Genomic DNA, 26570 nt, shown 5'->3' on the forward strand with positions numbered 1-26570 from the left:
GAGGGCGGGCAAGGAGGCGTCCCTGTGACACGGGCGCGAGACGGATACGGACTGCATGAGGCCTCGATGTGGGGAGGGGGACCACCGAGTGGCAGCAGGGCTCAGATACTGGGGAGGTAGCGAGCAGCTGCGACCCGATGGCCGCTCAGGGGTAGGGCGTGCGATTGAGCGTCAAGCGGGTGTTGTGGCTGGCTTGATCAAGGCCTGGACGACCTTCCCGCCCTCCACTGGGGCGTAGGCGATCTCGGCTCCGAGCCGGCGCGCGGTCCACAGACCACGGGGAGACTCGCCTTCAGCCGGCTCCCACTTCATCGCCTCGTCGAAGTCGGGGAAGTCGCAACGGGCGTCCAGCACTTGGATGACGAGTTCACCGGATGGAAGAAGGGCCCAGTGCATGGGAATCACGGCGTATCCAGGGACACCCGAGTAGGCGACAGCGTTGGCCATCAGGGCGTGCCCAATCGCGGCCGCAGCCTCGATGTTCACGGGGACGGGCTGCTGACTGAGGTACATGCGGGTGTAGTTGCGTGCGTTGCTGGCCGCATGTTCGCCCGCGCGGAACTGGGCGTGCCTCGTCCACACGGACTCGTCGTGTACGAGAGCAGGGATCGCGACGATGCCCTCCTCTTCCATATCGCCGTTCCTTCTCAAAAAAGGGAGGGAGCACCAGGTCGTCGTACCGTCGTGGCTGACGCCCCAGCGATCGGCGATCGACGCGACGAGAAAGAGGCCGCGGCCGTCCACACCGTCGACAGCGGCAGCGCCCAGTACAGGAAGTTCGTGCGAGCCATCCCGAACTTCAATCACCAGGTGAGTAGCAGTGAGGTACAGGCGTACCCCGACGTCGCCGCACCCGTGCTCGAACGCGTTCGTGACGAGCTCGGTAGCCAAGAGTTGAGCAGAGTCGATGAGGCCGGGCAGGCCCCAGCGCGTCAGCCTGGTCTCGATGATGCGGCGTACCTGACGGGGCACGGCTCTGTCTGCTGTCGCAATGGCGCCGGCCGTTGAGCCACTGGAGCGGGCGAAAGACATGTCAGTTTCGGCGTACACCCGGCAGCGCGGGGGGACTTCGGGGTCCGTCCGGGCGACGATCGCGGTCGGTGTCACGACGATCCCTCCGTACGTCCGGAGGCAACGGACACCGAACACGTCGCTACCCGCTCGGCATGCCAAACCACGGCTGGGGGTAGTAACCGCTTCTTCTCCCGCGCCTTCACGAGGAGGCCTGCGGTGCGCTGCGTGTCCGGCTTCACGGGGAACTCCTGATCGCACGCTCTCGTGCCTGGATCAAGCACTGTCGGTGGGGGTGGCGATCAGGGTCCTCTCATCCCGTACGACCCCGCCATGGCTTCCGGGGTGGCTTCTACGTGGCTTCTGAGCGCCCAACGTGACCTCGGGATAGCTTTGAAGTGGCTTCTATCCGGGGGCTGTTGCCAAGACACGGGGTTGCGGCTTCCCCTTCACAGGGAAGGGATCGATCCGTAGGCGCCCTGCGGACCAGCGGCGCCAGAGCCAGGGGGCGGTATGGGAGACGCACCGAAGACACTGCTGAAGGTGCTGTGTGATCGGGACAGGATTTCCTACAGCAAGTTCGAGGAAATGTTCACCGACATCGGTAGGCGTCTCTTCGGGCCGGATACCAGCAACCCAACCTGCGGTGAGACACAATTCCGGCGCTGGACAGCTGGCAAACTCGTAACGCTGCCTGGCCCCAAGACCTGCCGGATCCTCACCACCATGTGGCCTGGCTACACAGCAGAGCAGTTGTTCGGGCCGCCCCCGGAGATCGATCCCCAGGCACCCGCGTTTGACCTGGAAGAGCGAGTTCGAATGACCGCACGTAAAGCACACGAAGGCGCCGACGCATCGTCGTCGTCTATCTCCGACCACACCATCGACGAACTGCGCGACCGAGTGGTGGGCCTCGCCCACAGCTACCACCGCCTGTCGGCGGCTAAGGCGTTCGAGCAGGCCGAAGGCCTTCACAACGAGATCGATCGCCACCGCGGCAGGACCAGGGTTCCAGTCCAGGAACAGGCGCTGATGATCCTGAACGGCCAGACGGCCGCGCTGCTGTCCGTCGCCGCCTTCGACCTGGGCTACCTCTCCAGCGCCCGCACGTTCGCCCGCACTGCCGCCCTGTACGGCGAGAATTCACGGTTCACGCCTCTGCGTGCCTACGCCGACGGCACCATGGCGTACATCGCTTACCACACCGGCGATACGACGGAGGCGGTAGCGAAGGCCAACCAGGCCCTGTCGTACGGAGGCCTCGGTGACGTCGCTCAGCGGCGCCTCCACGCCATCCAGGCGCGCTCGTACGCTCACCTCGGCGACTGGGACTCCGCGCACCGCGCCATGCAGCTGTCCCAGGAGGGCGACCAGAACCGCCGAGACGATCTACACGATGCCGTGGGCGGAGAATTCGGCTTCAGCGAAGAGCGCCTGGCCATGTCCAACAGCACCACAGCACTGCTCGTCGGCGACCCGGCACAGGCCGAGACCTCAGCGCGGCGCGCGCTGGCGCTCCTTGAGCAGAGGCCACAGGGCGATCAGTCCTCGCACGTTCGAGCCAGCGCCGCTGCGGACATCGCGCAGGCCCGTCTCCTGGACGATGACGTCGATGGCGCTGCCGAGGCGCTCACACCGGTCTGGGACGTGCCCGTCGAGCAGCGCAACACAGGCATCGTCCTCCGAACAGCCCGCATCGGCCGGACCCTAGCCCGGCCGGGCTACCATGGTGCCGTGCTACCCACCCAACTGCGGGAACAAATCGAGGAGTTCACCCGACTCTCGCCACCGTACCGGCTCGGCCCGTCGGTGAGTCTCCTCGCCATCGAAGGCTGATCACAGCGAGACGAGGAGCTTCGCTTCCTTCTCTGGGGCGATCCCGTGCTCTGCCCACCGTGGGTGGTCCACGGGACGCCCGTCTGCCGCCCACCAACGCCACGTGTCGCGGATGGTCGCCGCGATCGGACGGCAGTTCAGGCCAGCGGCGACGGCCCGGCTGGAGTCAACCGCCCACACGCCGGCGTGCGTACGCCACAACGGAAGTTCCGTCCACTGCGCTACGCCATGCTCCTTGAGAACCTCGGGATCCACCCACACCGGAGTCGCTGTGCTGTCTGTGGCGGCCAAGCATCCGCTGACGAACTCCTCAAAGGAGGTCCCCTCCGGGTGGGTGACGTTGTATCCGCCGGTGGTTGTGCTCGCCGCCTGATCCAGGGCGAACTGGGCCACATCACGGACGTCGACGGGTTGAATGCGCTGCTTGGCCGGGGCCGGGGCAACAAACCTCCCGCCGCGCTTCACCCGCTCCAGCCACCAAGGCAGACGGCCCACGTACTCGCCGGGTCCGAGGATCACACCGGGCCGCAGGAAGACCGCTGAGTTCCCGAACGCCTCAGTGACCGCTCGCTCTCCGCCCGCCTTCTGAAACCCGTACTTGGTGGGGCTGCCGTACTCGCCGGTGAACCCGTACGCCTCGTCTGCGTCGGGCGGACACTCCAACAACGGGGAGGCGTCGGTCAGGGCCTGATGCGGCCAGCCCTCGTACACGGACACCGTCGAGATGTGGACCCACCGCCGGGCCTGACCGCGAAGGGTCGTGGTGGCCAGAAGGACATCGCGCGGTGCGAGTTCCGAGCTGGAGGTATCGATCACGGCGTCCCAAGGGCCGTGTCCGGCCAGCTCACGAAGGTCCGCTTGCACGGTTCGGTCCCCATGTACCGGCTCCACCCCCGCCACATCTTGGCCAGAGCGCCCCCGGTTGAAGGTTGTGACCTGCCATCCTCTCGCCATCGCCTGTTCAGCGATGGCCTTGCCCAAGAACCACGTTCCACCCAGCAGCAGAATCCTCATGCCCCTGATCCTGCCTGCCCGAGGTGGGCTAGCGAAAGCCGGACCTCGCTGAGCTTGCGTTGCCAGGAGCCGAGAACGGCGGTCGACCTCGGTCCAGTTGGAGCCGGGACCCTTACGACGTTACGCACGTCCTTGACGGAGGGTCGGCCGAATTCGCCAGAGACTACAGCGAAATGACCAGCCGTTGGTGTTCGCTAAGGAACGGTCCACTCGACAGGACCCGGAGCGCCCTCATATTCGTACAAGATCCGCTCCGCTCGCTGGCCCGCGGTTACCGGAAACATAATCTTGCCACGTACGCAGGTTCCAGCCCTGACTACTACATCCATGGGGAACCCTGCCTTTGCACTTTGGGGGTCGAAATCCGGCCCGCCAGCGATCTGTATTCGGTCACCATCGGCGAAAATCAGCGACCAAGGGTACTGGGAGACGGTGATCGAGGGACCCTTGTCGTTGCAGACTTCGGCTTCGATCTTCGCCCACTCATACTCGGTCCCGTCACCTTCTTCGAGCGGCTCAACGCCGTGGGCGGGCTGCTGATAGCTGAGGGCTGTTGTTCTGCCGGTGGCGGAAGTGCCGTCGTCACCGACCGCCCTTCCCCAAGCTTCTCCTAGTGACAGGCGGGCTATTGGGGTAGTGCTGGGCACCGGGGGCCCGGTGATGTTGTCAGGCGCAGGCTCCGCATCTGATGATCCACTGCTGTCTGAGAGGGCAGCGAGAACCAGGGCAAAGAGAAGGGCGAGGACTAGAACCAGAGCAAGGGCGAGCACTGAGATCGCAAGCGCGATAGCGGCTGAACGGATGCGCAATTCGCCTCCCGGCCCTGCGTCGGCGACCGAATAGCCAGATTCCCTTTTCCTGGCCCGTCAATCGACTGGTGCTGGTGGCGGCGTTGCGGGTTGCTGCGGCTGGCGGACGGTATGCCTGGCCATGATCAGCGCGGCAATCCCACCGCATAGCCCCCCGGCTGCGCTGATCAATCCAGCTATCGCAGTGATCAGGATTACGATGCCGCCGCCCGAGCCGGTACCTTCGTCAGGGTTCGTTGACAAGGGGGTGCCGCCTCCGTAGAGGATCGTACCTCCGACCATGAACGCGCCGACAATCACTGCCGTTATAGAACCGACTGCAACGCGGCGAATCTTCTGTTTCCTACGGTGATCTGCGTTGGTCATGCGGTCCCCCCCCTCACCAGCTTCCATGATGCCTTGGCGGCTAAGCTGCGCGAGAGCTTTTGACGGGATTGAGGACTGATGAGGTGCAGTGATTGCGGACATCGGCAAGACCGGCCGGTGGCGTGACTCCATCGTGCACTCGATACTTGATCAAGAATGGCGTGATCTCCGGGCCGGCCGATCCTAAGGAAGGTGATCGGGGCGCGGCCCGAAGGCGCGAAGGCACCGCGGGTGGGAAATCGGCCACTCGGCGGCCTCCTCCACAGTGCGCACGGTGCGGTTGGCCTTGTCGGGGTCCCGGTGGCTGGTCCATCCGCAGTCGGACCCGTCGAAGACCTCGACGTGGGTGACGCCGGCCTCGCGGCTCTTGTTCAGTGTGCCCGTGTTGTACGCGACCGCGCTCTTGGCGAGGGTGGCTGCCTCGGCCCACGCCCGGACCGGAACTCGTGCCCCGTTGCGGTACACGACGCGCGTGAGGGACTGGGTGGCCAGTTCATCCGCCAGTTGCTTCGCGGCCTGACGGGCGGTGGTGTTCCCAGCGGCCAGGAGCGGCACCTCCTTGCGGGCCGCCGCTCGCGCGGCGCGATACCACTGCTCGGCCATCCGCTCTGCTTCCTGGGATCGGCGTAGGAAGTCGCCGTACGTGTCGGAGGCGAGAGACTGAAGCGCGTCCACATGGGGTTGCGTCCACGTCCATGTGCTCCCGCCTACAGCCTCGGCGGCGGCTCGGGCCCCCTGGTCGTACAGGTGGGGCAGCTGTCGCTGTACGAATGCTCGGGCCTCGGTATCAACGCGGGCGCGGAAGTCGGTGATGGCGTCCTTGAACTCGTCCAAGGACGCCAGGACGTACGGCAGTCGCCAGCGAGCCACGATGCCGGCGATCACGGCCTGCTGCCTGTCGGCGAGGCGCTGCCATGCGTCATCCAGGACCGCGGCGACCCGGCGTGCAACTTCCTCCGGGTCACCTGGAGTCAGAGGGGGCCACTCGTACGGCATCAGGTCACCGCCTCCATCCCGGCGGCCTGATCGGCACGGGGGTCAGTACGGGCACGCCGTCTTCGAAAACAGCTTCTTCGTCGGGCCCCACGATGTCGTTGAGCGCGGCGATATGGCGTTCCGTGCCGGTCAGGTTGTTGGACTGGTCGAGGGTGACGACGCCGTCCACCGTCATGCGCAGGGGATCGGCGAGGAGTGCAGCACGGCGCTCGGCGAGGACCTCCAGGGCCACCGCGCGCGCGGTGCCGAGCCGCGTGTAGCGCGCTTCGAGGTCGGTCGTGTCGGTGCTGGGGCCGAGCTGGGCGAGCAGCCAGGCCTCTACGGTGGCGTCCACGAAGGGCTCCAGGGGTGATTGGCGCGAGGCCCAGCGCCTCGTGGTGCTGGGCCTCGTCGTCGGGACTACCGGGCATCAAGCCATCGGATGGTGGTCACGTCTCCGCGAGCGTGCGGGAACCTACGCTTCGTCGGGCGCCTTCCGGCTGTTCCGTCGCCTCGTGGTCTTCACGGGCTCCGGCTCCGGCTCCGGCTCCGGCTCCGGCTCCGGCTCCGGCTCCGGCTCCGGCTCCGGCTCCGGCTCCGGCTCCGGCTCCGAGGCAGGATCCACTGTGGGCGACTCCTTCTCCTCGTCGTCCACATCGGACTCGGCCGAGACGTCCGCCTCCGGCGTGGAGGGTTCCTCGGCCCACGCGGCCGGGTTCGGAATCAGCTCGACGAGCCGTTCGGGAACCTCCTCGCCCGCGTCCAGCCGGATCGTGCCTGCCTGCTGGGGGTCCCGCACGAACACCGTGCGCTGCAACTTCGCCATGGACAGCCCCTCTTAGAAGACGGTCGCGGCGATGTGGATGTCCGGCACGTAGAGCACGGGCATCGCGGCGGCGGCGGAGATCGTGGACAGCTGGACCGGGGTGCGCGTCTGTACGTGGGAGGTGACCACGATGCCGGGGGCCTGTTCGGCGGTGATGACGCCCTTGCCTCGCAGCTCGATCGCCTCGGCGGTCAGACCGTACTGGGTCTCGCCCCACTGCTCACGGCGTGGCGGGATCATCGCCCACAGGGACTCCGGGGTCGTACGGACCAGGTTGTCGCTGCTGTCGTACACCTGCACGTCGTAGGTGCTGACCGGGGGCAGGTTGTACTTGGCACGGACCCGGTTGACCTCCTCCGGCGCGAGCATCCCGGTCGGGATCTGGTCGGTGGACGGCGAGTTGTGGAACGCAGCTCGGTACTCCGACGTGGAGCCGAGCAGGGACAGCGCCTTCTCCGAGGTGATGACCCGCTCCGGGCGCGGTGCGCCGATGCTCTTCAGGTACTGGATCCAGGCCAGCTCGTCCGTGATCGGGCTGGCTGTGCCGGACTGGGACCACGGCACGGCGACCGTCGGCCGGTTGGCGGCCGGCACCCGCCAGTCAACGTCGAGGGCGACGCCGGGCAGGGAGACAACGCCGGTGGACAGCATCTGCCCGGCGGCGATCTCCATGGCAGCCTTCGTGGCCTCCACATGCTGCTCGATGTCGTCATACAGCAGGTCGAGGAACTCGCTGGTGTCCTGGCCTCGGTCGACGGCGGACAGGATGATCTGGAGCTCAGAGAACGGCAACTCCTGACCGACCCAGGGCAGCATCCCCTCGTTGATGACCTGCTCGGCACGCCGCTTCGCGAGCGCCGGCGCAGCTTCCCACGCACGGAACCGTGCCGCGTTCACGCGCCGCTTGCTGCTCTTCGTACGGAACTTGACGTTGTCGATGTTCCGTTCGGCGAAGACCTCGCGTGTGAGGAGGTAGTCCTCGGGCGTGGTGATCGCTCGGATGAATGCCTGGATGTCCTCGGCGACGATCGCTTCGAGGAGCTTCTCAAGAGCCATCGGGTCCTACCTCCTTACCGGTAGTGGATGAACGCGGTGGTCGACGCGGCGGCCGGGGCCGTGAAGGTGACGGGCAGCTTCGACGCGTACACCTCGCCGCGCCACAGCAGCGCCCCCGCGGTCTTCGCCGACCCGGGCGTGAAGGCTGTCTCGGCGACGAGGAACCCAGCGAGGATCTGGGTGCCGTCGCTGGCCGCGGAGTTGTAGGGCGCGTACAGGCCGGAGGTGGTGATCTTGCCGAGCGGAAGCCCGCTCTTGATGATGTGGCGCGGCTGGTTGATCGTGCCCGCCGTGTAGTGAGTGCCCGCCGTGAGCTTGCTGGTGTCGATGGGGATCGTCTGCGCTTCGTGGACACCGTCCAGCGAAGCCAGCCATGTCCGGTCGTCGGCGACCGTCTGAGTGGTGGTGAGGACCTGGTAGTCGCTCACGATGTCTCCCTCGTGGGTGGGGATCGGGTTCCTCCCGCACCCGGCACAAGCGGCAGAGGGGCGGTGTCCACGAGGTGGCGGCCGGGCCGGCCAGGGCGTGGTCCCTGATCACAGCCCGACCGGCATCCGGAGGGCGTCCACGGATTTTGAGGCGGGCGTGGTCCCGCGATCACAGCCCTCGGCCAACTGGCCTGGGCGTCCACGGAGATGGGCGTGGTCCCAGCCAACACGCCTACACAGGCGCGCGGTTGATGATTAGCGTATCCGCCATGGTGATCAGTCGCTGAGGAAGCCTCGGCGCCGCGCCATGTCGAGACCGCCCTGACCGGCCTTGGCCGGGTTCTGTGGGGTGCGTGGCGGCCCGCCTGCCGGGGCACCAGCCGGAGCGGGAGGAGGCGTCGTCTCCTTCGTGGCACCGAACAGGCCCGGCCTCCGCTCCTTCAGCGCAGCTGCTGCTTCATTGATGGCCTGCTCGTCGGCACCGGCCGGGACCGTGTTGCGCAGCAGGACCTCCGCGTCAACCAGGTCATCGCCCGTCGCCCCCAGGCCGACGAGAGCAGCACGCCTCTGCGCGACCTGCTCACGCCGAGCGGCTGCCGCCTCCCTCGCCTCGGCGGCCGCGATCGCGTCGGTTGCGGCCTTCTCGCGCCGTTCCACCTCGGTCAGCGCGGCGTCCTCGGCCGCCTTGCGGGCATCCTCGACCTCCTTGGCCTTCGCCAGGGCCGCTGACAGATCGTCCGTCGACGTGAACCCCAGCTTGTCGAGGAGCGAACGTACGCCGGCCCGTTCGCCCTGGGATTTCTCGCGGGCGAGGAGGTTCTTCAGCGTCTCCTGATCGGCCTCGATCTTCCCGGGAGACGGTGGGGCCGCAACGGGGGCCGGACCCGGGACGGGCGGGACAGACTCCGGGGCGGGCGGGTTGGACGGGTCGCGGTCGGGCACTGTGTCCTCCGAGCCAAAGCGCCCCCGCGCCAAGGCCAGTCTAGCCACCGTCGATCATGACGATTCGAGCGTTCTCGGCCCAGATCGTTTGTGGGTGAAGCAGTCCCTGAAGACCTCCGGCGCGCCACTGTCCGTGCGGCAGACGGTGTGGCAGGGCTTACGAAGGCGAACAGTTTCTGAGCAGTCCGGCGGCCTGACGTCCGCGATGATCTCAGTTGACGGCTTCCAGCCAGCGTTGCCTGGCTTCGTCCATCTCGCCGAGTGGCAGTATTTCTCTTCCGTCTGCGCAGGCACGCAGGAAGTGAACAGGCACTTCGTTATGCTCCACAGCAGACATCCGTCTTTCCAAATCCTGATGATCGTCGGGTGAAAGATCCGGTGGCAGCTGTGTCCAATGGGTCGGGCGAGCAGCAAGCACTTGATTCAGTGTCAAGTTCTTCGCCCGTTTCATGTCGGCACCATACAGGTCTGCACCTTCGAGGTTGACCTCTTCCAAGTCGGCTTCATGCATGCAAGTATCGCCAAGCCAGGCTCCTTGCAACTGGCATCCCTCGAGGAATGCACCTTCCAACCGCGATGCACCCAGGTTCGCTCCCTCCAAGCGGGCATACTCCAGATAGGCACCGCGAAGGTCCGTACGACGCAAATCCACTCTGAAAGGTTCGTTGCGCTTGGGGCGCCGGCCAAGAACGATCAGAGCCGCCTTCACTGGTTCTGTTGGTCGGACCCTTTGGTCTAGGTGGTCGTCGGCTCCTCCGGCTGACACCGGAGCGTTCTCCCGTACGAACGCCGCCAGCAATTCCACAACCGTGGGCTGGATGCGCTCGGAGTCGAGCATAATTCCTTCCAGAGCATAGATGCCACCCAGCTGCTCAAAAGGTCGACGTGAAACCAGCTGCTCGATCGCTTTCGAGAAACGGTCGTTGAGCTCCTTTTCGCGCAAATGCTCCTCTGCCTCCCGTTTGAGGCGGAGGCTTCGAGCGGCGATGAAGACACCGAGTGCGAAGGAAGCTGCCGAAAGCAGGGTGGGAATGGGGCCGACCGAGGTCGTTTTCTGGGTCGGCTGCCGCATGTCTTCTGGATGGGCCATGGGATGCTCCACTCGGACGAGCGATGATATGCAATGTCTATGTAGCGCAAAGTGACGCCGAGTCGGCCTCTTTTTTGGCTAGGCCGACAGTCCCGTCCACCTCTTCGACGACTAGACGCACGCCTCACGGTGCTGCGCAACTTGATCGGTCAAGACCGTACCGTCTGGTCGCCGCCATGACCCAGGCTCGGAGTTCCATTATTTACACCACAGGCCGGTTGCCCACCAGACGGCCACCAGGAATGCGATAGGGGAGAGAGTGGTAAGACCTAGGGATGTGTACCACAGGCCGTCAGCCACGTCTGGCCAATCTTCGTCATTCGGGCTGGGGTCATCCTCTTTGAATTTTCCAGCTCTGATTTCACTGTCGAGTTCTCTATATGCGTGCTGATATCGAATATACGCCAGACCCATGCAAATGCCAGCAAGGGCGACCAGAGTGAAGATGACGGCTCTGAGCACTCGACTTGACTGATTGTAAATCGCTGCAGCGGCATCCCCAGCCATGATTGCAATGAAGAAAGCTGTCAAGGCTGCCGCAACCCAGGCAACTTGCTTTGCTCGATACTCCAGCTGGTCCCGCACCCGGCCCTTGGTAGAGGGTGGGGCTGGCGGAGGCAAAGAAGTGGCACTCGATCCGCTAGACATGACTCATACCCTTCGGATGAGGCCATTGAATAGCCATTCCCAAGCATTAAACGCTTGGTGAAGATCATCAAACGATAGCTCTGGTTCTTCGAACCGCGCTCTCGCCAGGCTCGCCACAGTTATAACCTCGGCAAAGTAAGCAGCCGATTCCGGCCCGATTTCAACTTCATTCACGAGAGAATCTAGTTCTTGCAGCAACTCGTAAGGGGGTGTTCCTTCGAGATTGAAGCTTCGGGCCGCTCGCTCGATTCCGCGCTGCACGCCAGAGTCAACGGGGGTTGCGCCAGGCTCCGCCATTGCGGGACCTCCAACACTCGATTACCATGCCGGTGTTTCGCACGTCGACTTCCCCCGAGCCCCCGAGCACTCACTCCAGTGTGAGACAGACCAGTACCGTTGTCGAACTGAGATTCTGCCATCAACCAGCCGCGGATGCCGAAAGTAAATTCTGCCCTCTCGTGCCCTTACGGGTTTACATGGGAATAGCAGCGTTTGCAGCGCCAATGGCGCAAGAGTAGGGGACCTGGGTCGTCTCGAAGGGTTCACCTGGCCGACCTGCATGCTCGGGGAGCAGTACAGCCGGAGCGCGCCCCTCCGCCTCGGCGAGGAGTGGCAACCGTGGGCCCGACTCGTCAAGGGAAGCCATCGAGGTCGCCGAGGTCGCTAGTGCCCTGGCGCCCAGACGACAAAGGCGCGACCTGGCGCAGGGGCAGCACTTGGGGCCCCGGGCGCGCTACTGATCGCCGCTCACCACCGTCCGTGACCCCTTTTCGCGATACCTCACTCAAGGTTCGATGCCAGTCGCCCAGGGATCGGTGTCACAGGACAACTGGAGGTCACATCACGCTGGCCAGCCAGAACAGATCTAGAATCGAACGCGTGAGCGACACACCGTCCCGGCTGGACCTGCTGCACTTCGCGAGGCGCGTCCTCGTGCAGCAGCATGAGGCAAACCTTGCCCAGCTGAACCGGTGGATCGCCGTCGAGGAGCAGCGGGAGGCGGCACGACAGAGGGCCGAAGAGCTCCGTCCACCTCCGCCAGAATGGCTGCTGGAGCGGAGTATCGGAGCCGGGAGCCCCGCCGTGCGGGTCCACCAGGGCGGGTGCGTCATGGCGAGCGGCGTCCGACTCAAGCCCATCAGCGAGGAGCAGGCACGGCGGGCGCTGTACGAGCACGTCGAGGCCTGCCCATTCTGCACTCCGGATACGGTGCTCCAGGTCATCCCCGAGTAGACGGCGAGCACGCGACCATTCATGGGCGGAGGCTGATCACCTATCCGCTCGAACACTGTCACACTGCGCCCCGGCCACGATGGGCGGGAGCCCGTACCGAGTTCAGTACGGGCTCCCGTGAAACGACTCGCCCCTCGGGGTGTCGGCGACACCCCCACGCTTCAGTGGCCGTTCGCCTCACGCCACTTTTTGATCTGCGCTGCAATCTTGGTGTCCTTGCGCAGCTGGTCGGGAGTACCCGTGAACGCTTGCACGTCAGCCAGTAGCGTCCGATCCTGGCGATCAGTGAGCTTGGGAGCAATCAGGTTCAGCAACTCGCCCCACTTCTCCTGCGGCAGCTTGTCGGACAGCTTCGGAATGACGGACCGAAAGGCGAACGCTCGAAGCGCGTACGCGGCCTGGCGGACGTCGAACCGCTCGATGAGCTCGATGTAGTACGGCTCAGCGTTCCAGGCGACACCGCGAGAATTTGTCATGAACACGTTCACTACGGTCGCCACGTAGGGGGCCGTCAGCAGCTCGGGCACCTCGCCATGCCGGCCAACGACGTCCTTGAGTCGACGTGCGACCGGTGGCTCCTCGTAGAAGTTGTTCCACCCCTCGTGGGCACGCTTCAGGTCATCCAGGGCCTCCTGGATCTCCACGAGGCGATCGGACTCGGGCAGGTAGGCGGCTCCGCCATCGACCAGCTCCAGCAGCTCCTTGGCCCGCGACGCTCGATCCTTGTCCGCGTTGGCACGGAAGCGGGCGAGCTTGACTCCCAGTTCGCGACGCGTGTCCTCGTCGATAAAGGGCCAGAGCTCGGGCCACAGCCGACGGACATTGTCGAGGACATGGGGATCCGCGCTGTCGGGGGTGTAGATGCCGAACAGTCCGTTGGCCAGGTTGTTGGCCTGGTCCGGAGGCAACCCGTCGAAGAACGTCGCCGCGTTCTTCAGCTCGGCGTCAGCAAGTCGCGAGGCTCGAACGTTGTGGAGGAGTCTCCCGATCTCCGCCACGACCGGCCGCGTCTTGAGCTGCATGACCTCCCTGATACAGGTCTGAAGCCAGTCGGCGAGCTTGAGTCCGGTCAGCTTCTCCACGTTCGGGTGCGCGGCGCTCGCGTGGTTCCGCATGTAGTTGATGTGGGTGAGTTGCTTATGGGCGACGTCGCTGATGAGCTGGATCTTGTTCGCGGCGTCGAGCAGAGCAGCGTCGTTGATCTTGGAGAGGTCATCGCGCGTCTGGAGCGTCGCCCGTCGGGCGGGGTCGGCCTCGGCGAGATCGAAGAAGTACGCGACGTCGAAGTCCGCCACACGGTCTCGGAGCTGGGTGATCGTCTCGTCCCAGAGGTAGCTCAACGCGGCGTCGAAGAGGCCAGCCGCACCCGCCATGATCATTTTGGAGATGTACGGGGATCTGGCCAACTGGTCGATGTTCAGCTCGCCGAGCACGTGCGGCGTGTTGGTGAGGAGGATTTGCCGATCGCTGGCGCTGACGATGATGTTGTCCGTCGGCAGGCCCCACTCATCGAGCACCGTGAGCATGAACTCTTCGAAAGCCACCAGATCCGTACGGGCGGCGCTCAGCAGGTCCTTCCGCTCGGCGGGTGCCGGCAAGTTCGAAGAGACGTCTGCACTCACTGGATCTCCTTCAACAGTGTCAAGGGGAACGTGCGCACCTCGGGATTGACTTCCGACAATGCGCAGATACTCACATCCCGGGCGCAGCTGGAGGCTACCGGCAACCCACTTCAACGTGGGCACCTTTTGAGCCGTGGCACCTTCGGTCGATAGAGATCACAGAGGGTCGTACCGGCCGGCACGACCCACCTCGCCGTTGTCGCGGTCACGCAGCTGCGGTTATCCACAGTCCGGCACAGGCTTCGCCGAAGCAGCGTACGTTGCTGCTCCGAGTTGATCACAAGCACGGGGGTGCGCAATGACGTACAGGGTCGACCTGGCGTTCCGGGTGGAGGAGGCGTTGGCCAGGCTCCCCGAGGAGGGTCAGCAGGAGATCTTCGAGACGATCGCGACGGCTCTGGTCCGACGGGACTCTTGGCCGCCGCCCGGCGGCTGGCGCGGGGCGTTCTGCTGGGGGCCGCTCTCGTGGGTGGCGTTCACTGCGTACCGCGACGGGATCGAGGTGTATGACCTGGGCTGGGCGGGCTGATGAGCCCCGCCGCATCAGGGCGGCGGGGCTCCCGTTAGATCAACTGACCCGGGCGCGAGACTAGTTGGCTCCCCCCATCGCCCAGTGGATCCCTCGCCGCTCCATGGCGGCCTCACGCTCAGCACGAGCTACGCGGCGATCCCGCTCCTCGGCGGTCTCCTGCCAGACGGTGATGTCGGCAACGCCTTCGACCTTGTAGCGACGGGCGAGGATCGGCGCCAACTCCGCCACGGCCACCTTCTCTTCGCCGACTTCGAGGAAGGCCCCCACACTATGCGCGTGCCGACCGCGGACCTTGGTCCAGTAGCACTGCGGCTTACAGGTGCACGTGTAGGTGTAGCTGACCCTCCATCTGCGCTCCTGTGTAGCAGTCACACCCAGCCCCTTTCTCCTCACGAGGGGTCACCCTCAACCGATACCCTTATTTTATATGCATAGGTACTCAGGGGGGAGATCCGTACGCAAGATCTCAACCCCTGGACAACTGATTTCCGCAGCTCAGACAGTCCGGTTGCCCTTCGGTCCGGGAGGGGCCTGGGTCTGCACAGCCGCCGGCCCGGGTGCCGCCAAGGTCCGGAACGAACGCGTCGGCGACTGCCTTGAGATGGGACCGGGTCCGGGCGTCCTCGGCGCGGGAGCGGCTGGCAATCACCTGTCCTCCTCGGTGTCGTCCGGGTTCTCTCGCGCGGGCTCCGGCAGTGCGGGCGTGGGAATGAGAGGCGCAGGTCCAGTATCCGGATCCGCCTCCGGCAGGCCGAGGTACTCCCGCACGGCCGTGCTGTCGCCGGTGGCGTCGGCAAGGCGAGCGGCGGCGTCGAAGTCACGGGCCTGGATAAGGTCAATCTCGGTGGCCGCGCTGTCGATGGGGAATCCGCCGTCCATCAGCATGCGAACCGCGGTCTCCAGGGAGATGACTCCGGCCTCGTATGCCTTGACGACCAGGTCGAGCACCGCGGCCTGGTCGGTGGGCGTGAGTGGGCCGAACGCCAGCCGCGCCGAGGGGAGTTCCCCCGATGGCCAGACTCGTCCGGCCTGGTAGAGGCGGGCGACGAACTTCAGCAGGAGCGTGTACTTGTGGTCGCGTACGAGCCGCATCTCCCCGATGAGGGAGTCCAGCGGGCCGAGCGCGAGTTCCAGGGCGTACCCGGAGGGCAGGGCGGTGGGGTCGAGGGTGCCCAACCCGGCTGAGGTGAGGCGGGAGTTGACCGCGATCCGGTCGAGGAGGTGATCGGTGCGCTGCCGGAGTTCGGCGAGCTGTCCGGCTGTGTCGAGGACGTCCATGGAGCCGCCGTCGGCGAGCTGGACGACGGAGCCGGCCCGGAGCATGACCGGCTCGGGCTGGCCGGTGTTGCGGTTGACGGGCATGCGCGCCCCGGACACGGCGACGACGGGCGCTCCGGTCGTGGCAGAAGCGGCGGCCGAGTCGGTGTCCGTCGCGGACAGTTCGTCGAGGGCCTGGAGGACTCCGGCGAAGACGGGGCGGCCCCAGTGCTCGCCGGCGTCCGGGATCGTGTTCGGGACGTGCACAACCGGTAGGTAGTCGACCATCAGGTCCAGGCGGTCAAGGACTTCGCCGTCCGCGCGCTGCCGGTACGTGGCCTTGTCGGTGGGCAGGTTGTAGACGGTGTGGTGGCCCTTGAGATCCTTCAGCCGCCACTCGGCGTCGGTCAGGTAGCAGGTGACGGTGGACGGCCGGTCGGGCTGCCACGGGTACCTCCGCGTGATCCGGCCCTCGCTGTCGACGGCGTCGCCGGGGGTGAGGAGCGCCCAGCCGTTCCCGTCAACCACAGGTTCACGGCGGCCTCCGTCAGCGGCCGTCCGGGTGTGGGCGCCGATCGGCCCGAGTTCGTAGGTGATGCGCCGGACACGCTCCTCCGTACCGCGGTTCGGGTCGGCGGGGATCTGCCACGCGAAGTGCACGCGGTCCGGGTAGTCGGCCTGGTCGGCGTCGTCGTCGAAGTCAGGGAAGTAGAAGCCCGGGTCGTACACCGACAGGCGCGGCCGGGCCCGTGCCGGGTCCCAGGCGAGCGTGTACACGGTGTCACCGCCGCGTACGGCGACCCGCTCGGCCTGCTGCATCCGCATGGGCAGCAGCTCCTTCTCCGCCCAGGCCCGCAGGTCCTCCTGCAGACGGGCCGCGGTCTTCACTTCCCACGGGGGTTCGGAGTCGTCGACGGCGGGCGCGTCGACTCGCTCGGCTCCCGGCACGGTGATGGTCTGCCCGTCGCCGAGGAGGTAGCCGAGCGCGGTGTCGATCAGCTTGGCGGCGTCGCCGAGTTCACGCCGGTCGAGCGCCGACTCGTCGCCGCGTGTGACGGCGTGCAGTTGGCCGGCCTGGTTGTGGTCGTACGCGCCAGCGATCTTGTAGGCGGCCAGCCGTCGGAGATCCCCGTCCGGCACCCACGTGGGCACGGTCTGGGACAGCATCCCGCCCGGCCGCCGCGGGTCCGCCATGTCCTGGCGGTAGTTGGCCCAGCTGAACGTGTCGATGATCAGGTCGCGTACGTCGCGCAGGCGCACCGTGCCCTCCGGCGTTCCACCCCCGCGCCCGCCGTGATCAAGCGTAGACGCTCGCTCCGAGACGCCCTCATCCCCGACCGCCTGGTCGTCTCAGTCCGCTGGTGAGAGGCCCTTTTCCTTCAGCATGCGGGCGAGTTCCGCGTCCAGGCTTGGGTAGCCCCTCTCCTTCCCGTCGGCGATCCGTTCCTCGGCCTGCTGTCTTGCCCTGGGCACGCCGTACGACGCAGAGGGGTAGCCGTACCACCGGTACCGGGTCTCGAACCACTCCCGGCGTTTCGGATCGGCGATCTCGGCGGCCACCGTGTCCAGGTCGTCGAGCAGCGCCAGGACCTCTTGGTGGACCGAGAGGTACATCTCTCGGAGGCTCATGCTGCTGTCGCCGAGGCAGCTCCCCCCTTGCGGGGTGCCGCTGCCGTACCAGCGGATCGTCAGGTCCATCCCGATGAACCAGGTGGGAGGCGTCTTGTCCCTCTTCCTCCGGTTGCAGTCGTGGCAGACCGGCACGAGGTTCGTCGGGTCATCCGCGCCGCCATCGGCGAACGGGATCACGTGGTCCATAGTCTGCGAGGTGCCGCCGCAGTACATGCACTCGCCGTTGTTGGCCGTGAGTACTGCGAGCCATTCCCAGATCATGAACCGCCGACGGCGCCTCATCCTGACGTCGTGGGGGCCGCCACGTTGACGTCCGTGCATCCGGCGACCCAGGATTCGACGAGGTCCTGGCCGTACTTCTCGTCGAGGGCCTGCCGCTTCCACTCTGCACGACACTCCGGCACGTCCGGTACAGCTTCTACTGGGGACGTGCCGCCGCGCGCGAGCGCCGTGTCCCTCAGCAGCTCCCCTGCTGTGATGCCAGCGTTGCGAACCCTGATCCGCTCGTCGACTCGCTGTTGCGCCTCGGCCTTGGTTCGGTCGCTGTGCTCCTGCGCCGTCTCCTCCGAGCTACACCCCGCCAGTCCCCCGCCAACAGCCGCAACCAGTACGAGGCTTGCAGCCCATCTCCCCTGTCTCCCCATGATCGGCGAGGCTAGCAGCAGCACGGCCGGTTCCCCGGCCGACGGCAACGGGGAGAGCGCCCAGCCCACCCGCCTACTCGATCTCCCCAGCTGAGTCGTCCCGCCGCCTCAAACGAATGGGAGGCAACTCCTCAACTTCTACCAAATCGAAGATCGAATTACGCTCACTGGGGCGCAGGCTGCGCAAAATCGGCACAGCACTTTGCAAGAATTCTGACAAGTAGAACTTGGCTACCGTACGGCCCGACGCCGCCCTCTTAGTGAGATCACAGGCAAGCTGCCTACTCCCACCGCCAAGCGGCACGACCACCGATAGAACCGAAGAACGATTCCCCAGGGCGCTACTCAAATCCTGCAATAGATCATCCCGTGAAATGTCGCTATGAGGGGGTGCCTTGTAATCGATCTTCCCACCGGCAGCCGATTCAAGGACGAGTTCGCTAATATTGAGCCCAGCGTCGCTCGCACGGTCCAGCAATTCAGCAAGCTCAACTGAGCCGTTTTCGATTTCTTCCATGAAGTCCATGGATGAGACCGAACCAACCGAGAAAATCGCGCGATAGCGATCCGTCGTGTAACCCAAAACCCCAGAGTGGACGAACCATCGCGGATCGGCCCCGAAATCCGTTTGAACAGGCACGTCGGAAATTCTCAGGCTCTTTGCCTTAAAATGATCCAGATTGCTTTGAATCAACCGCTGAAGATTCTGAGAGTGCACCCCCAGCTCGATCTCACACACTCGCTCCAAAGTAATCCCGGCACCGATCCTTTGCCAGAATTCATCGTCTTCCGTTACTGCGATGTCAAGCAGAAGCTTCAACCCGACAGCGTCAAGCTCAGCGGTAACACCAGTGGCACCAGGGAAGCTCGAAGCCGGCGCTCCGGAACCCAACCAAACCGCATGCAACAAGCGAGTCAGTTGCCCAGCATGCGTGGGGGCAAGGAGGGACTCAGCAGCAACTACCGCGTCTCTCGTCGACTCAACCTCGGCCTGTTGCGCGGCAACAAAGCCTAGCCCGACAGCATCGCTTGTCGACCGGGCCCGATCCTCATCTACAAGGCCTCGACCACCTTGCAGAACAGCACGAGAGAGTAGCCCCAGAACAGGACGCTCTTGCCTTTCAGCAGAAAAGGCGTAGAGGCTTGCAGGGTCCGCAATCAGAGTGCTGGCACTGGCCGATTCTCGCCCAAGTTCTGCGATTTGGTGCGGGTTGCGAAGCGGAGCCAAAGGCATCAAGATCGGCTTCCGATCGGAGATTACCGCTACATCTTCCCTCAAGTACTCCGGATTCCCGCTCGTCCGAAGGTAGACCTGACGCTCCTCCTTCCCTTTATCCCAGCGCAGCACGAGGTCTGGGGCATAGGTGTGATTGAAATAGTCCGTCGACTCAATCTCCACCGCCGCATCCGATGCCCGCAGGTTTGAGATTACCGCCCTCTTAATTGACTCAACGTTGCGCGCTGGATCATCCTCGACGAGATCGGAGATGACAACGGTAAATTCGTTCATCACATTTCCCCTTTCTCGACTTGCTTCGAGATAATCAGCGCGCGATCCTGCGGAGTGATCACGAGCTTCTCTTGCTTCTCCGCCAGGACCAAAAGCCAGAGACGATCAGCAACATCTTTTACAAGATCCTGATCAATCTGCGCCTTGGCCTCGTCTGCGCCATCGACACCGAAGATTCTCTTCCGATTGTGCGGTAGCAGAAGGCCGTCGATCACGGACTGTGGACTGCACAAGGATTTCCATTTGGTGACCCTGAAAGGATGCCAGGTAATCCACATGAAGTGGTCCGCCAGACGATGGTGATCACGGCGGGTCAAGTAACACTTGGCAACCCAGTCATCGTAGTGGGTACCTTGATCTGCCGCGTCGGCATAGTTCTTGCACTCGGCGACGAAAAAGTGCCCCTCAAACTCGCCACCGCACAACATCCCGCCGACGTCAAAGGAGTACGGCTGCCCGCCGAACGGCCACTCGAACTCCAAGCGCGAGGCGTGTACCGCGTCCTCGTTCGTCCACGACATACGCACGCGAGTGGTCGCATCGAGCCACGTCTTCGCCCGTCTTGCACCGTCTGCACCCTTTTGATGCATCGCCTCCCCTGGCATGCGGGGATCCTAACCGCCCACACCCCTCCTTGCGTAACCACCTCGTCGCATCTTGTCATCGCTCACTGACAGTGCGCCGGATCGCGACTCCTCCACGCAGGAGGTGAGCTGGCCGTGTTCCGTGCTGAGGCCGCCAACCAGCACTCTGGCCGCGTTCTGACAGCTGAGGCTTCCCATAAACCTATTGGGGCGGTAACTGCCTCTACCTCCGTCCCACGAGCCGCTCGTCCCTGCCTCGGTAGATGCCTGTGTCGAGCTGGTTGGGGTCGGCGAGTTCCGTGATCGCGTGGACGGCCGCGTCCATGCGGTCGGGGCTGTCCATGCCGGCGATCCAGGTGACCATCTGGCCCTCCAGTTCGGGGAACCTGCCGACGTGGTGGACGAGGCCCTGTTCGTAGAGCTGCGCGATCGGCTCGGCTCGAAGCCGCTTGCCGACCTTGGCGGTGACTTCAGCGACGTACGGCATGAGCAGGCCGCGGGTGACGCCGTCGCGTTCGAGCTGCTGCCAGGCCTGGCGGACGATCTGTCTTGCCATGTCGCCGCCGTAGTTCGACTCGACGACGATGGCGTCCGCTTTGAGTTCGAGGGCGAGTCGGCAGGCGGTGAGGCCCCAGGCGTTGGCACCCATGTTGGCGGAGCGGTCGTCGAGCACGTACAGGTGGCCTTCCCAGTCGCGTGCTGCGCCGACGATGCCGGTCTCGTCGTTGACGGTGGACTCGCCGCCGGCCGGGTCGACGGCGACGACTACGCGGGCCATGTCGAGTCCGCCGAATGCGATGACGTTGGTGCGGTTGCCGTCGATCCAGGCGCGCTGCCATACGCCGCCCTCGGGAGGCTTGGGCTTCTGCTGGTAGAGGCTGGCCCAGACGCGTTCACCGACTCGTTTGCGGGTCTTGGCGTGGTGGGCTTCGTTGAAGCGTTCGGGCCACAGGGCTTCACCGACACGGCGGCCGAGAGGGTCGTCGTCGCGGTCGGCGAGGGCCGGGAGGTCGATGACGGTCCACTCGTTGTCCTCGGCGTCGGCGATGATCCGGCCGGCAAGGTCGTCTTCGTGCCAGCGGGTCTGGATGACGCAGATGGCGCCGCTGGGTTCGAGTCGGGTTTGGAGGACGGATTGCCACCACTCCCACGCGCGCTTGCGCATGGTCGGGGAGTCGGCGTCGGCCATGTCCTTGACGGGGTCGTCGACGAGGGCGATGGTGGCGCCCTTGCCGGTGAGGCCGCCGCCGATGCCCGCTGCGACGAGGCCACCTTCGTGTCCGGCGATGTCGAAACGATTCGCCGCTTTGGAGCCGCGGTTGAGGTGGATTCCGAGTTGGTCGCCCCATGTGTCGATGGCGTCCCTGATCCATCTGCCGTGGTCGTCAGCGAGGTCGCTGGAGTAGGAGGCGATCATGACGCGCTGGTCGGGGTACTTCCGCAGGTACCAGAGGGGCGCCCATCTGGAGGCTCTGCGTGATTTGCCGTGCCTGGGCGGCATGGTGAGCATGACGCGCTCGGTGCGGCCCTCGGCCATGTCGATCCAGGCCTGGTCGACCATGTTGAGGTGCCGGGCCTGCATCTCGCGCCGGTCGGTGAGAACGGCGGCGAGCGCGCCCGGCGAGCGGTCCATCGCGAGGTGTTTCTCCGCGACGACGAGCCGGGCACGCATCTGCGGGGAGGCCTGGGCGGCGATCGCCCGCCGCTGCTCGGCGCCCAGAGCCTGGTAGCGGGCGAGGAAAGCGGCCTCGGTGTCACTGACCGTCGGAGCCATGGGCGGCCTCCTCGGTCACCGCGATCAGCGCCTCCAGCTCCGCCAGGTCCGCGGTCTCAACGTGGAGCGGTCCGCCATCGGCGCCGGTGACTTCGAGGCGCTGCGAGATCTCGACAGGCACGTACTTGGCGCGACGCTCCATGATCCGAAGGGCCCGGTCGATCGCCCCGAGGTTCCCGTCGCGGACGGCCTGCCGGTAGGCGACGAAGAACAGCTTGTCGAGGCGTTCCATCTCGACGGCCCGGAGGTCCTCGACGGACTTGTCCAGGTCGGTGGTGCGCTGGGCGAGAGCTTCTCGTACGTCCTTACACGCGGCACGGATCAACGCGTCGTCGGTGGGCGGCTCTTGGCCCTTGGCGTACCGGTCGGAGCCGTAGCCCTGGGGGTAGGCGACACGGTCGCTGTTGATCGCGGGGTCGGCGGCTAGCTTGCGGCCGATGGTCAGCCAGTCGACGCCGGCGAGCTTCAGGTCGATCGCGTCGGCGCGACGTTTGGCGATAGCGGCACGCTGCGCCTTGGTGGGGCGAGCCACGGGCGGGGACCTCCGGTGCGCCCCCGCGCCCTGTTCATGATCCCTCAGTCCGAGATGTGTTCCGCCACTCGCGATTCGATCGATCTAGCTCTTTGATCATGATTCGGGCGATAGAGTCCCCCTATGGCAGGTCCGGCGATGCCCTACAGGGGCAAGGGAGAGGGCTCCCATGACCTGTCCGAGACGCGCGCAGATGGGCTGGCGAGCTGTCAGGTGCTGTGTGACGGCACGAATGCCTACGTCGTCGACCTAGCAACGGTCACGCCATCAGAAGGCCGTGCGGCGGTGCTGAAGGCGCTCACCGAGCCTGACACCCCAGGCCTTATCCATCTGACCTGCCATGGCGTACCGCAGTACGAGCCCGTACTTTCTGTCCAGTCAGACGGTCAGCTGACCCCGGCGGAACTCCTCGGCTGGACTCTTCGTCTTCACGAAGCGAAGACCACTCTCGACGAAGCCCCGGAGCTGTGGTCAGCCGCTGGCCTCACACGGCAGTTGCTCTCTTCATCGGAAGAGGAAACTGGACTACCGGCGATCACGACGCCGCTAAGTGGCTCCACAAGCCTTTGGGGGTACGGCCCACTGCCGACACCGGCGGTACTGGCCCAAGCCGCTGCGGCAGTCCGACAGTTGTGGCATGTAGCGGTCGCTCTCCTCGACAAGATCCTCAATCCGCCCAGCATCGAGCGGGGCTCCCCTGCTCCATGTCTTGACTCGTCCCCATGCGGAGTGATCAAGCTCGCTTCCCCTCGGGTTCCTCGGGCGCCTCAAGGGCCTGCCGTTTCGACGGCTTCACCCAGTCCGTACGTGCTCGCAGCCTGACCTCTCTCGGTGGGCGCGATGCACGCCCCCGAAAAGCGAGGTTCTTCAGGTGGTTGGGTTCAAGGTCCAGACAGATTCGATCGCTATGTCGGGAGAGGTGCCGTTCTGGCTCCTCCTCCTACTCCTACTCGTCGTCAGTGTTCCGCTGACGGTCGGATGGATCGTTGCAGCGCGGCACCTTCGTGATGGGACGCGGAGGCTGCTGCACGAGGTCCGCGCATGGGCGCGGGATTGGCTCATGCGCATTCTGACCGAGCGGGATGACCGCTCCCAGTAAGTAGCTGTTGTCTTTCCGGACTTGAGGACGGCGTTTTCGCTGGTCGAGCATAGGAGCGGCGATCCCGTGGGAGTGGTGACCTGTCGTGTCGTTGCTCCTGTGGAGGTAGTGGATGCCGTCATTGGTTGGGCTGTTGGAACAGCGTGAGTTGAGTGCTCGCCGTCGTGTGGACGAACTGCGTGGGGAGGCCGATCGCATCCAGGCCGAGTTGGCCGTGGCCGAGCTGGAATGGCAGGAGTGGGTGATCGCCCGCAGGCGGGTCGATACGGTGCTGGGTCCGCACGGCGGTACCACCGCCGATGCGGAGGTCGCCGAGGATCGCAGGGATGCGGACGCGCCGTCGGCGCCTCGGGATGCGGTGAAGTCGCACGTGCCGGTGTGGCGTGAGGAGCTGCCCTGGTCGGTGCTGTCGGTGGACTACCAGCGCATTCTCAAGGCGCTCGCGGACCGGATCCGGCTCGGTCAAGGGCCGCTGACCTGCCAGGAGATGGCCGCAGACTTCGGCTTGGACGTGGTGCCGGCACGGGTGGAGACATTGCGGTCGAAGGCGAAACGCCTGGTTGCCCGTGGCTGGCTGGCAGAGCCGGCACCGGGCCGGTTCACGCTCGCTGTGGGCGTGGCCGGGACAACCAGCGGGTCATGAGCAGGGGTCATCGACCAGTAGACCAACGCTGCAGGTCGTGCGCGTCGGCGGCTACGAGTTGTTCAGGAGGCGCCACCGGCATGCGCCCAGCGCCCCCGACCACTCGATCGGGACTCCCGTTCGACGCTCATCTCTCAAGAGAGGAAAGCAACTGCTACTCACGCTCATGGGCGGTTATCTGGTCAGCCAAATGGCTGTGTCACTTTGTAGACGTCTACCGTGGACCGGCGCGCTGGAGAGGATCACCTCTGTGTGGTCAGGTAGGGCGATCTGGTGCTCGGAGAGATTGACCACGCATCGGAACCCCGGCTCTCGGGTGAAGGAGAGGACCTCCTCCTGGGCCGTGGAGTCCCAGGTCATGGTTCCGTCGCCCAGTGCGGGGTGCGCACGGCGGAGGTGAAGAGCCTTGCGGTAAAGCTCCAGCACGGACTTCTCGTCGCCGCTCTGGGCCTGCACGGTCAGCTTCTTCCACTCGGTCGGCTGCGGCAGCCAGGGCTCTGTTGTGACCGCCGGGGGACTGTATCCGAACGGTGGGCAATCACCGGACCACGGGATGGGCACCCGGCATCCGTCACGGCCACGGTCGGTGCCCCCCGAGCGCTTCCAGGTGGGGTCCTGTAGAAGTTCTTCGGGGAGATCCTCGATCTCCCACAGACCCAGTTCCTCCCCCTGATAGATGTAGGCCCCTCCGGGAAGGGCAAGAGTCAGCAGTGCGGCTGCTCGCGCCCGTCTGGTGCCGAGTTCCAGGTCGAAGGGTTTGTCCTTGAGGAAGTCGGACAGCGCCCGTACGGGCTCGTCGGGCTGGGGCCTGCCGTAGCGGGAAACGTGTCGCGCCACATCATGGTTGGACAGCACCCACGTCGTGGGTGCGCCGACGGCGCCGAAAGCCTTGAGGTTGTTGTCGATCGCCTCACGCAGGCGGTCCGCGCGCCAAGGCGCCGTGAGGTAGTCGAAGTTGAAGGCCGTGTGCAGTTCGTCGGGGCGAACGTAGCGGGCCAGCCGGTCGGGAGCACCCATCCATGCCTCGGCGACGAATACGCGTGGCTCGTCGTAGGAGTTGGCGATCGCGCGCCACCCGCGGAAGATGGCGTGAACGCCTTCCCGGTCCCAGTGCGGGTGCCCGCCGTCGGCCGCCATCCCGATCCGTTCGATGTCCGAATGGCCCAGGTCGGGCAGGCCCTCTTCCTTGACCAGTCCGTGGGCCACGTCGATGCGGATACCGTCCACGCCCATGTCGAACCAGAACCGCAGAACAGCCTCGAACTCTCTGCGTACCTCGGCGTTATCCCAGTTGAGATCCGGTTGCTCGGGTGCGAACAGATGGAGGTACCACTGCCCAGGTGTTCCGTCGGGCTCGGTCACCCGAACCCAGGCGGGGCCGCCGAAGCCACTGCGCCAGTTGTTGGGCGGCAAGCTGCCCCCCGAGCCACGCCCGGCCCGGAAGACGTACCGGTCGCGTGCGGTGGAACCCGGTCCAGCGGCCAGTGCCTCGCGGAACCAGTGATGCTGGTCGGACGTGTGGTTGGGAACGATGTCCAGGAAGACCTTCAGTCCAAGGCCGTGAGCCTCCTTCATCATGCTCTCGGCCTCTTCCAGCGTGCCGAACATCGGATCGATGGCGCGGTAGTCCGAGACGTCGTACCCCCCGTCGGCCATGGGTGAGGGATACCAGGGGTTGAGCCACAGCGCGTCGACCCCCAGTTCCACGAGGTAGGGGAGCCTGTCCTGCAGCCCGGCGATATCACCGATGCCGTCACCGTTTCCGTCGGCGAAGCTGCGGATGTACACCTGATAGACGACCGCGCTGCGCCACCAGTCCTCGGAGGCGGCGGAGGTCCGGGGGTGCTGTTGCGCAGTTCCGTGTGAAGAAGCGGGGTGGCACGACGGCGTCATGTGACGACTCCTGCGGTCAACTCGACGAAGGCGCCTTCCTCCCTCGCGACCAGGAGGGCCGCAGTGACGTCAGGGAGACTCCACCGGCGGGGAGCGGGAGAAACGACCTGCGAAGCGTCTGCAGCGAGACAGGCCACTCGGCCATGACCGTCAGATCCCATTCCAGAGACGACCGGCGGACGAGACGGCGTGGTCAGGCGGACAGCCGGCAGGCGGGCGAGAAACGGCCATTGATTGGCCATCACTCCCGACCGAGACTCATTCATCGTGACCGCGTCCTCTTGAGCTGCAACTGGCGATGTTCTCACGCATCGGGGCTGCGTTATCAGGGCATCACGGCGCAATTCCCTGTTGGTTCTCTATCGCAACTAGGTGGTTGCCCACGGAGAGCACCGCGCTTGGAAAGCCTGCTGCAGGCGTGCATCCACTAGACGGCACAGGGATGGCAAGTGTGCACCAGCTGTATGGCACAAGGAGAACTTTGTTCCCCGCCGCTTTCCAACTGTCCAAAGAACCCGACGAGTACACCGGGCGCGCACTTCATCCATCTGCTGTCAGGTTATCGCCCGTCCACCAGCCGCCGCAACGGCAGCGGTCGCGCCCAAAATCATTCT

The 26570-nt window shown here is 65.3% G+C and carries 26 protein-coding genes; 4 read left to right on the plus strand and 22 right to left on the minus strand.

The features are described 5' to 3' along the window. Positions 1–171 precede the first annotated feature (171 nt). Positions 172–1107 carry an ATP-binding protein gene (locus tag JIX56_RS19910; protein ID WP_257542525.1) on the minus strand — a complete coding sequence of 312 codons (936 nt, stop codon included), beginning with the start codon at positions 1105–1107 and terminating at the stop codon, positions 172–174. A gap of 417 nt (positions 1108–1524) precedes the next feature. Between JIX56_RS19910 and JIX56_RS19915 the strand changes: the two genes are divergently transcribed. After that, complete coding sequence (locus tag JIX56_RS19915; RefSeq protein ID WP_257542527.1) at positions 1525–2847, plus strand: DNA-binding protein; 1323 nt, start codon at positions 1525–1527, stop codon at positions 2845–2847. Here the strand turns inward: JIX56_RS19915 and JIX56_RS19920 are convergent, their stop codons facing one another. The 11 genes from JIX56_RS19920 to JIX56_RS19970 all read right to left on the minus strand — a co-directional run bounded on the left by JIX56_RS19920 (position 2848) and on the right by JIX56_RS19970 (position 10938). Then, positions 2848–3861, minus strand: coding sequence for an NAD-dependent epimerase/dehydratase family protein (locus tag JIX56_RS19920; RefSeq protein WP_257542529.1), 1014 nt, complete (start codon positions 3859–3861; stop codon positions 2848–2850). Positions 3862–4055: 194 nt separating this feature from the next. After that, positions 4056–4670 (minus strand): hypothetical protein, encoded by a 615-nt coding sequence (locus JIX56_RS19925; RefSeq protein WP_257542531.1) that lies wholly within the window; start codon positions 4668–4670, stop codon positions 4056–4058. Between the two features lie 57 nt (positions 4671–4727). Beyond that, positions 4728–5036, minus strand: a complete 309-nt coding sequence (locus JIX56_RS19930) for a hypothetical protein (RefSeq protein WP_257542533.1) — start codon at positions 5034–5036, stop codon at positions 4728–4730. 183 nt (positions 5037–5219) lie between these two features. Then, the gene (locus JIX56_RS19935) at positions 5220–6032 is read right to left on the minus strand and encodes a hypothetical protein (protein ID WP_257542535.1); all 813 of its coding nucleotides are present in this window, start codon (positions 6030–6032) and stop codon (positions 5220–5222) included. A 4-nt stretch (positions 6033–6036) separates the two neighbouring features. Further along, entirely contained in the window at positions 6037–6366 is a 330-nt protein-coding gene (locus tag JIX56_RS19940) for a hypothetical protein (protein WP_257542536.1), read from the minus strand. A gap of 120 nt (positions 6367–6486) precedes the next feature. Then, positions 6487–6837 carry a hypothetical protein gene (locus tag JIX56_RS19945; RefSeq protein WP_257542538.1) on the minus strand — a complete coding sequence of 117 codons (351 nt, stop codon included), beginning with the start codon at positions 6835–6837 and terminating at the stop codon, positions 6487–6489. A 12-nt stretch (positions 6838–6849) separates the two neighbouring features. Next, positions 6850–7893 carry a major capsid protein gene (locus JIX56_RS19950; protein WP_257542540.1) on the minus strand — a complete coding sequence of 348 codons (1044 nt, stop codon included), beginning with the start codon at positions 7891–7893 and terminating at the stop codon, positions 6850–6852. A 14-nt stretch (positions 7894–7907) separates the two neighbouring features. Then, the gene (locus JIX56_RS19955) at positions 7908–8321 is read right to left on the minus strand and encodes a head decoration protein (RefSeq protein WP_257542542.1); all 414 of its coding nucleotides are present in this window, start codon (positions 8319–8321) and stop codon (positions 7908–7910) included. 276 nt (positions 8322–8597) lie between these two features. Then, complete coding sequence (locus JIX56_RS19960; protein WP_257542544.1) at positions 8598–9263, minus strand: hypothetical protein; 666 nt, start codon at positions 9261–9263, stop codon at positions 8598–8600. A gap of 211 nt (positions 9264–9474) precedes the next feature. After that, entirely contained in the window at positions 9475–10353 is an 879-nt protein-coding gene (locus JIX56_RS19965; RefSeq protein ID WP_257542546.1) for a pentapeptide repeat-containing protein, read from the minus strand. Between the two features lie 198 nt (positions 10354–10551). Further along, positions 10552–10938, minus strand: coding sequence for a hypothetical protein (locus tag JIX56_RS19970; RefSeq protein ID WP_257542548.1), 387 nt, complete (start codon positions 10936–10938; stop codon positions 10552–10554). A 942-nt stretch (positions 10939–11880) separates the two neighbouring features. Here JIX56_RS19970 and JIX56_RS19975 point away from each other — a divergent pair. Then, positions 11881–12234, plus strand: a complete 354-nt coding sequence (locus JIX56_RS19975) for a DUF6233 domain-containing protein (RefSeq protein ID WP_257542549.1) — start codon at positions 11881–11883, stop codon at positions 12232–12234. A 161-nt stretch (positions 12235–12395) separates the two neighbouring features. On the opposite strand, the gene JIX56_RS19980 is transcribed toward JIX56_RS19975, so the two are convergent. Further along, positions 12396–13856 carry a hypothetical protein gene (locus JIX56_RS19980; protein ID WP_257542551.1) on the minus strand — a complete coding sequence of 487 codons (1461 nt, stop codon included), beginning with the start codon at positions 13854–13856 and terminating at the stop codon, positions 12396–12398. A gap of 298 nt (positions 13857–14154) precedes the next feature. On the opposite strand from JIX56_RS19980, the gene JIX56_RS19985 reads away from it, so the two are divergent. Beyond that, positions 14155–14385, plus strand: coding sequence for a hypothetical protein (locus tag JIX56_RS19985; RefSeq protein WP_257542553.1), 231 nt, complete (start codon positions 14155–14157; stop codon positions 14383–14385). Between the two features lie 60 nt (positions 14386–14445). Here the strand turns inward: JIX56_RS19985 and JIX56_RS19990 are convergent, their stop codons facing one another. The 8 genes from JIX56_RS19990 to JIX56_RS20025 all read right to left on the minus strand — a co-directional run bounded on the left by JIX56_RS19990 (position 14446) and on the right by JIX56_RS20025 (position 22321). After that, positions 14446–14655 (minus strand): hypothetical protein, encoded by a 210-nt coding sequence (locus JIX56_RS19990; RefSeq protein ID WP_257542555.1) that lies wholly within the window; start codon positions 14653–14655, stop codon positions 14446–14448. Between the two features lie 378 nt (positions 14656–15033). Continuing rightward, entirely contained in the window at positions 15034–16905 is a 1872-nt protein-coding gene (locus tag JIX56_RS19995) for a hypothetical protein (protein WP_257542556.1), read from the minus strand. Positions 16906–16995: 90 nt separating this feature from the next. Beyond that, positions 16996–17538: an HNH endonuclease gene (locus JIX56_RS20000; RefSeq protein ID WP_257542558.1), complete on the minus strand. Its 543-nt coding sequence runs from the start codon at positions 17536–17538 to the stop codon at positions 16996–16998. Positions 17539–17555: 17 nt separating this feature from the next. Further along, the gene (locus JIX56_RS20005; RefSeq protein ID WP_257542560.1) at positions 17556–17945 is read right to left on the minus strand and encodes a hypothetical protein; all 390 of its coding nucleotides are present in this window, start codon (positions 17943–17945) and stop codon (positions 17556–17558) included. A 49-nt stretch (positions 17946–17994) separates the two neighbouring features. Next, positions 17995–19431 (minus strand): hypothetical protein, encoded by a 1437-nt coding sequence (locus JIX56_RS20010; protein ID WP_257542562.1) that lies wholly within the window; start codon positions 19429–19431, stop codon positions 17995–17997. Further along, the gene (locus JIX56_RS20015; protein WP_257542564.1) at positions 19431–20036 is read right to left on the minus strand and encodes a hypothetical protein; all 606 of its coding nucleotides are present in this window, start codon (positions 20034–20036) and stop codon (positions 19431–19433) included. The genes JIX56_RS20010 and JIX56_RS20015 overlap by 1 nt, the downstream gene beginning before the upstream one ends. Positions 20037–20238: 202 nt before the next feature. Next, a complete protein-coding gene (locus tag JIX56_RS20020; RefSeq protein WP_257542566.1) occupies positions 20239–21789 on the minus strand; it encodes a terminase large subunit domain-containing protein in 1551 nt (516 codons plus the stop codon). After that, entirely contained in the window at positions 21770–22321 is a 552-nt protein-coding gene (locus JIX56_RS20025; RefSeq protein ID WP_257542568.1) for a hypothetical protein, read from the minus strand. Before JIX56_RS20025 ends, JIX56_RS20020 begins: the two co-directional genes overlap by 20 nt. A gap of 1211 nt (positions 22322–23532) precedes the next feature. Here JIX56_RS20025 and JIX56_RS20030 point away from each other — a divergent pair. Next, positions 23533–24063, plus strand: coding sequence for a hypothetical protein (locus tag JIX56_RS20030; RefSeq protein ID WP_257542569.1), 531 nt, complete (start codon positions 23533–23535; stop codon positions 24061–24063). Between the two features lie 174 nt (positions 24064–24237). Here the strand turns inward: JIX56_RS20030 and JIX56_RS20035 are convergent, their stop codons facing one another. After that, a complete protein-coding gene (locus tag JIX56_RS20035) occupies positions 24238–25956 on the minus strand; it encodes a glycoside hydrolase family 13 protein (protein ID WP_257542571.1) in 1719 nt (572 codons plus the stop codon). Positions 25957–26570: the final 614 nt, after the last annotated feature.

Source organism: Streptomyces sp. CA-210063 (genome assembly GCF_024612015.1).
In the GTDB taxonomy this organism is placed as follows: domain Bacteria; phylum Actinomycetota; class Actinomycetes; order Streptomycetales; family Streptomycetaceae; genus Streptomyces.

What these genes read in the sequence shown, in the direction of transcription:
- JIX56_RS20015 (WP_257542564.1), bottom strand. Translation starts at nt 20,036, where the DNA reads ATGCCAGGGGAGGCGATGCATCAAAAGGGTGCAGACGGTGCAAGACGG.
- JIX56_RS19965 (WP_257542546.1), bottom strand. Translation starts at nt 10,353, where the DNA reads ATGGCCCATCCAGAAGACATGCGGCAGCCGACCCAGAAAACGACCTCG.
- JIX56_RS19985 (WP_257542553.1), top strand. Translation starts at nt 14,155, where the DNA reads ATGACGTACAGGGTCGACCTGGCGTTCCGGGTGGAGGAGGCGTTGGCC.
- JIX56_RS19950 (WP_257542540.1), bottom strand. Translation starts at nt 7,893, where the DNA reads ATGGCTCTTGAGAAGCTCCTCGAAGCGATCGTCGCCGAGGACATCCAG.
- JIX56_RS19945 (WP_257542538.1), bottom strand. Translation starts at nt 6,837, where the DNA reads ATGGCGAAGTTGCAGCGCACGGTGTTCGTGCGGGACCCCCAGCAGGCA.
- JIX56_RS19920 (WP_257542529.1), bottom strand. Translation starts at nt 3,861, where the DNA reads ATGAGGATTCTGCTGCTGGGTGGAACGTGGTTCTTGGGCAAGGCCATC.
- JIX56_RS20020 (WP_257542566.1), bottom strand. Translation starts at nt 21,789, where the DNA reads ATGGCTCCGACGGTCAGTGACACCGAGGCCGCTTTCCTCGCCCGCTAC.
- JIX56_RS20000 (WP_257542558.1), bottom strand. Translation starts at nt 17,538, where the DNA reads ATGATCTGGGAATGGCTCGCAGTACTCACGGCCAACAACGGCGAGTGC.
- JIX56_RS20010 (WP_257542562.1), bottom strand. Translation starts at nt 19,431, where the DNA reads ATGAACGAATTTACCGTTGTCATCTCCGATCTCGTCGAGGATGATCCA.
- JIX56_RS19930 (WP_257542533.1), bottom strand. Translation starts at nt 5,036, where the DNA reads ATGACCAACGCAGATCACCGTAGGAAACAGAAGATTCGCCGCGTTGCA.
- JIX56_RS20035 (WP_257542571.1), bottom strand. Translation starts at nt 25,956, where the DNA reads ATGACGCCGTCGTGCCACCCCGCTTCTTCACACGGAACTGCGCAACAG.
- JIX56_RS20030 (WP_257542569.1), top strand. Translation starts at nt 23,533, where the DNA reads ATGCCGTCATTGGTTGGGCTGTTGGAACAGCGTGAGTTGAGTGCTCGC.
- JIX56_RS19935 (WP_257542535.1), bottom strand. Translation starts at nt 6,032, where the DNA reads ATGCCGTACGAGTGGCCCCCTCTGACTCCAGGTGACCCGGAGGAAGTT.
- JIX56_RS19915 (WP_257542527.1), top strand. Translation starts at nt 1,525, where the DNA reads ATGGGAGACGCACCGAAGACACTGCTGAAGGTGCTGTGTGATCGGGAC.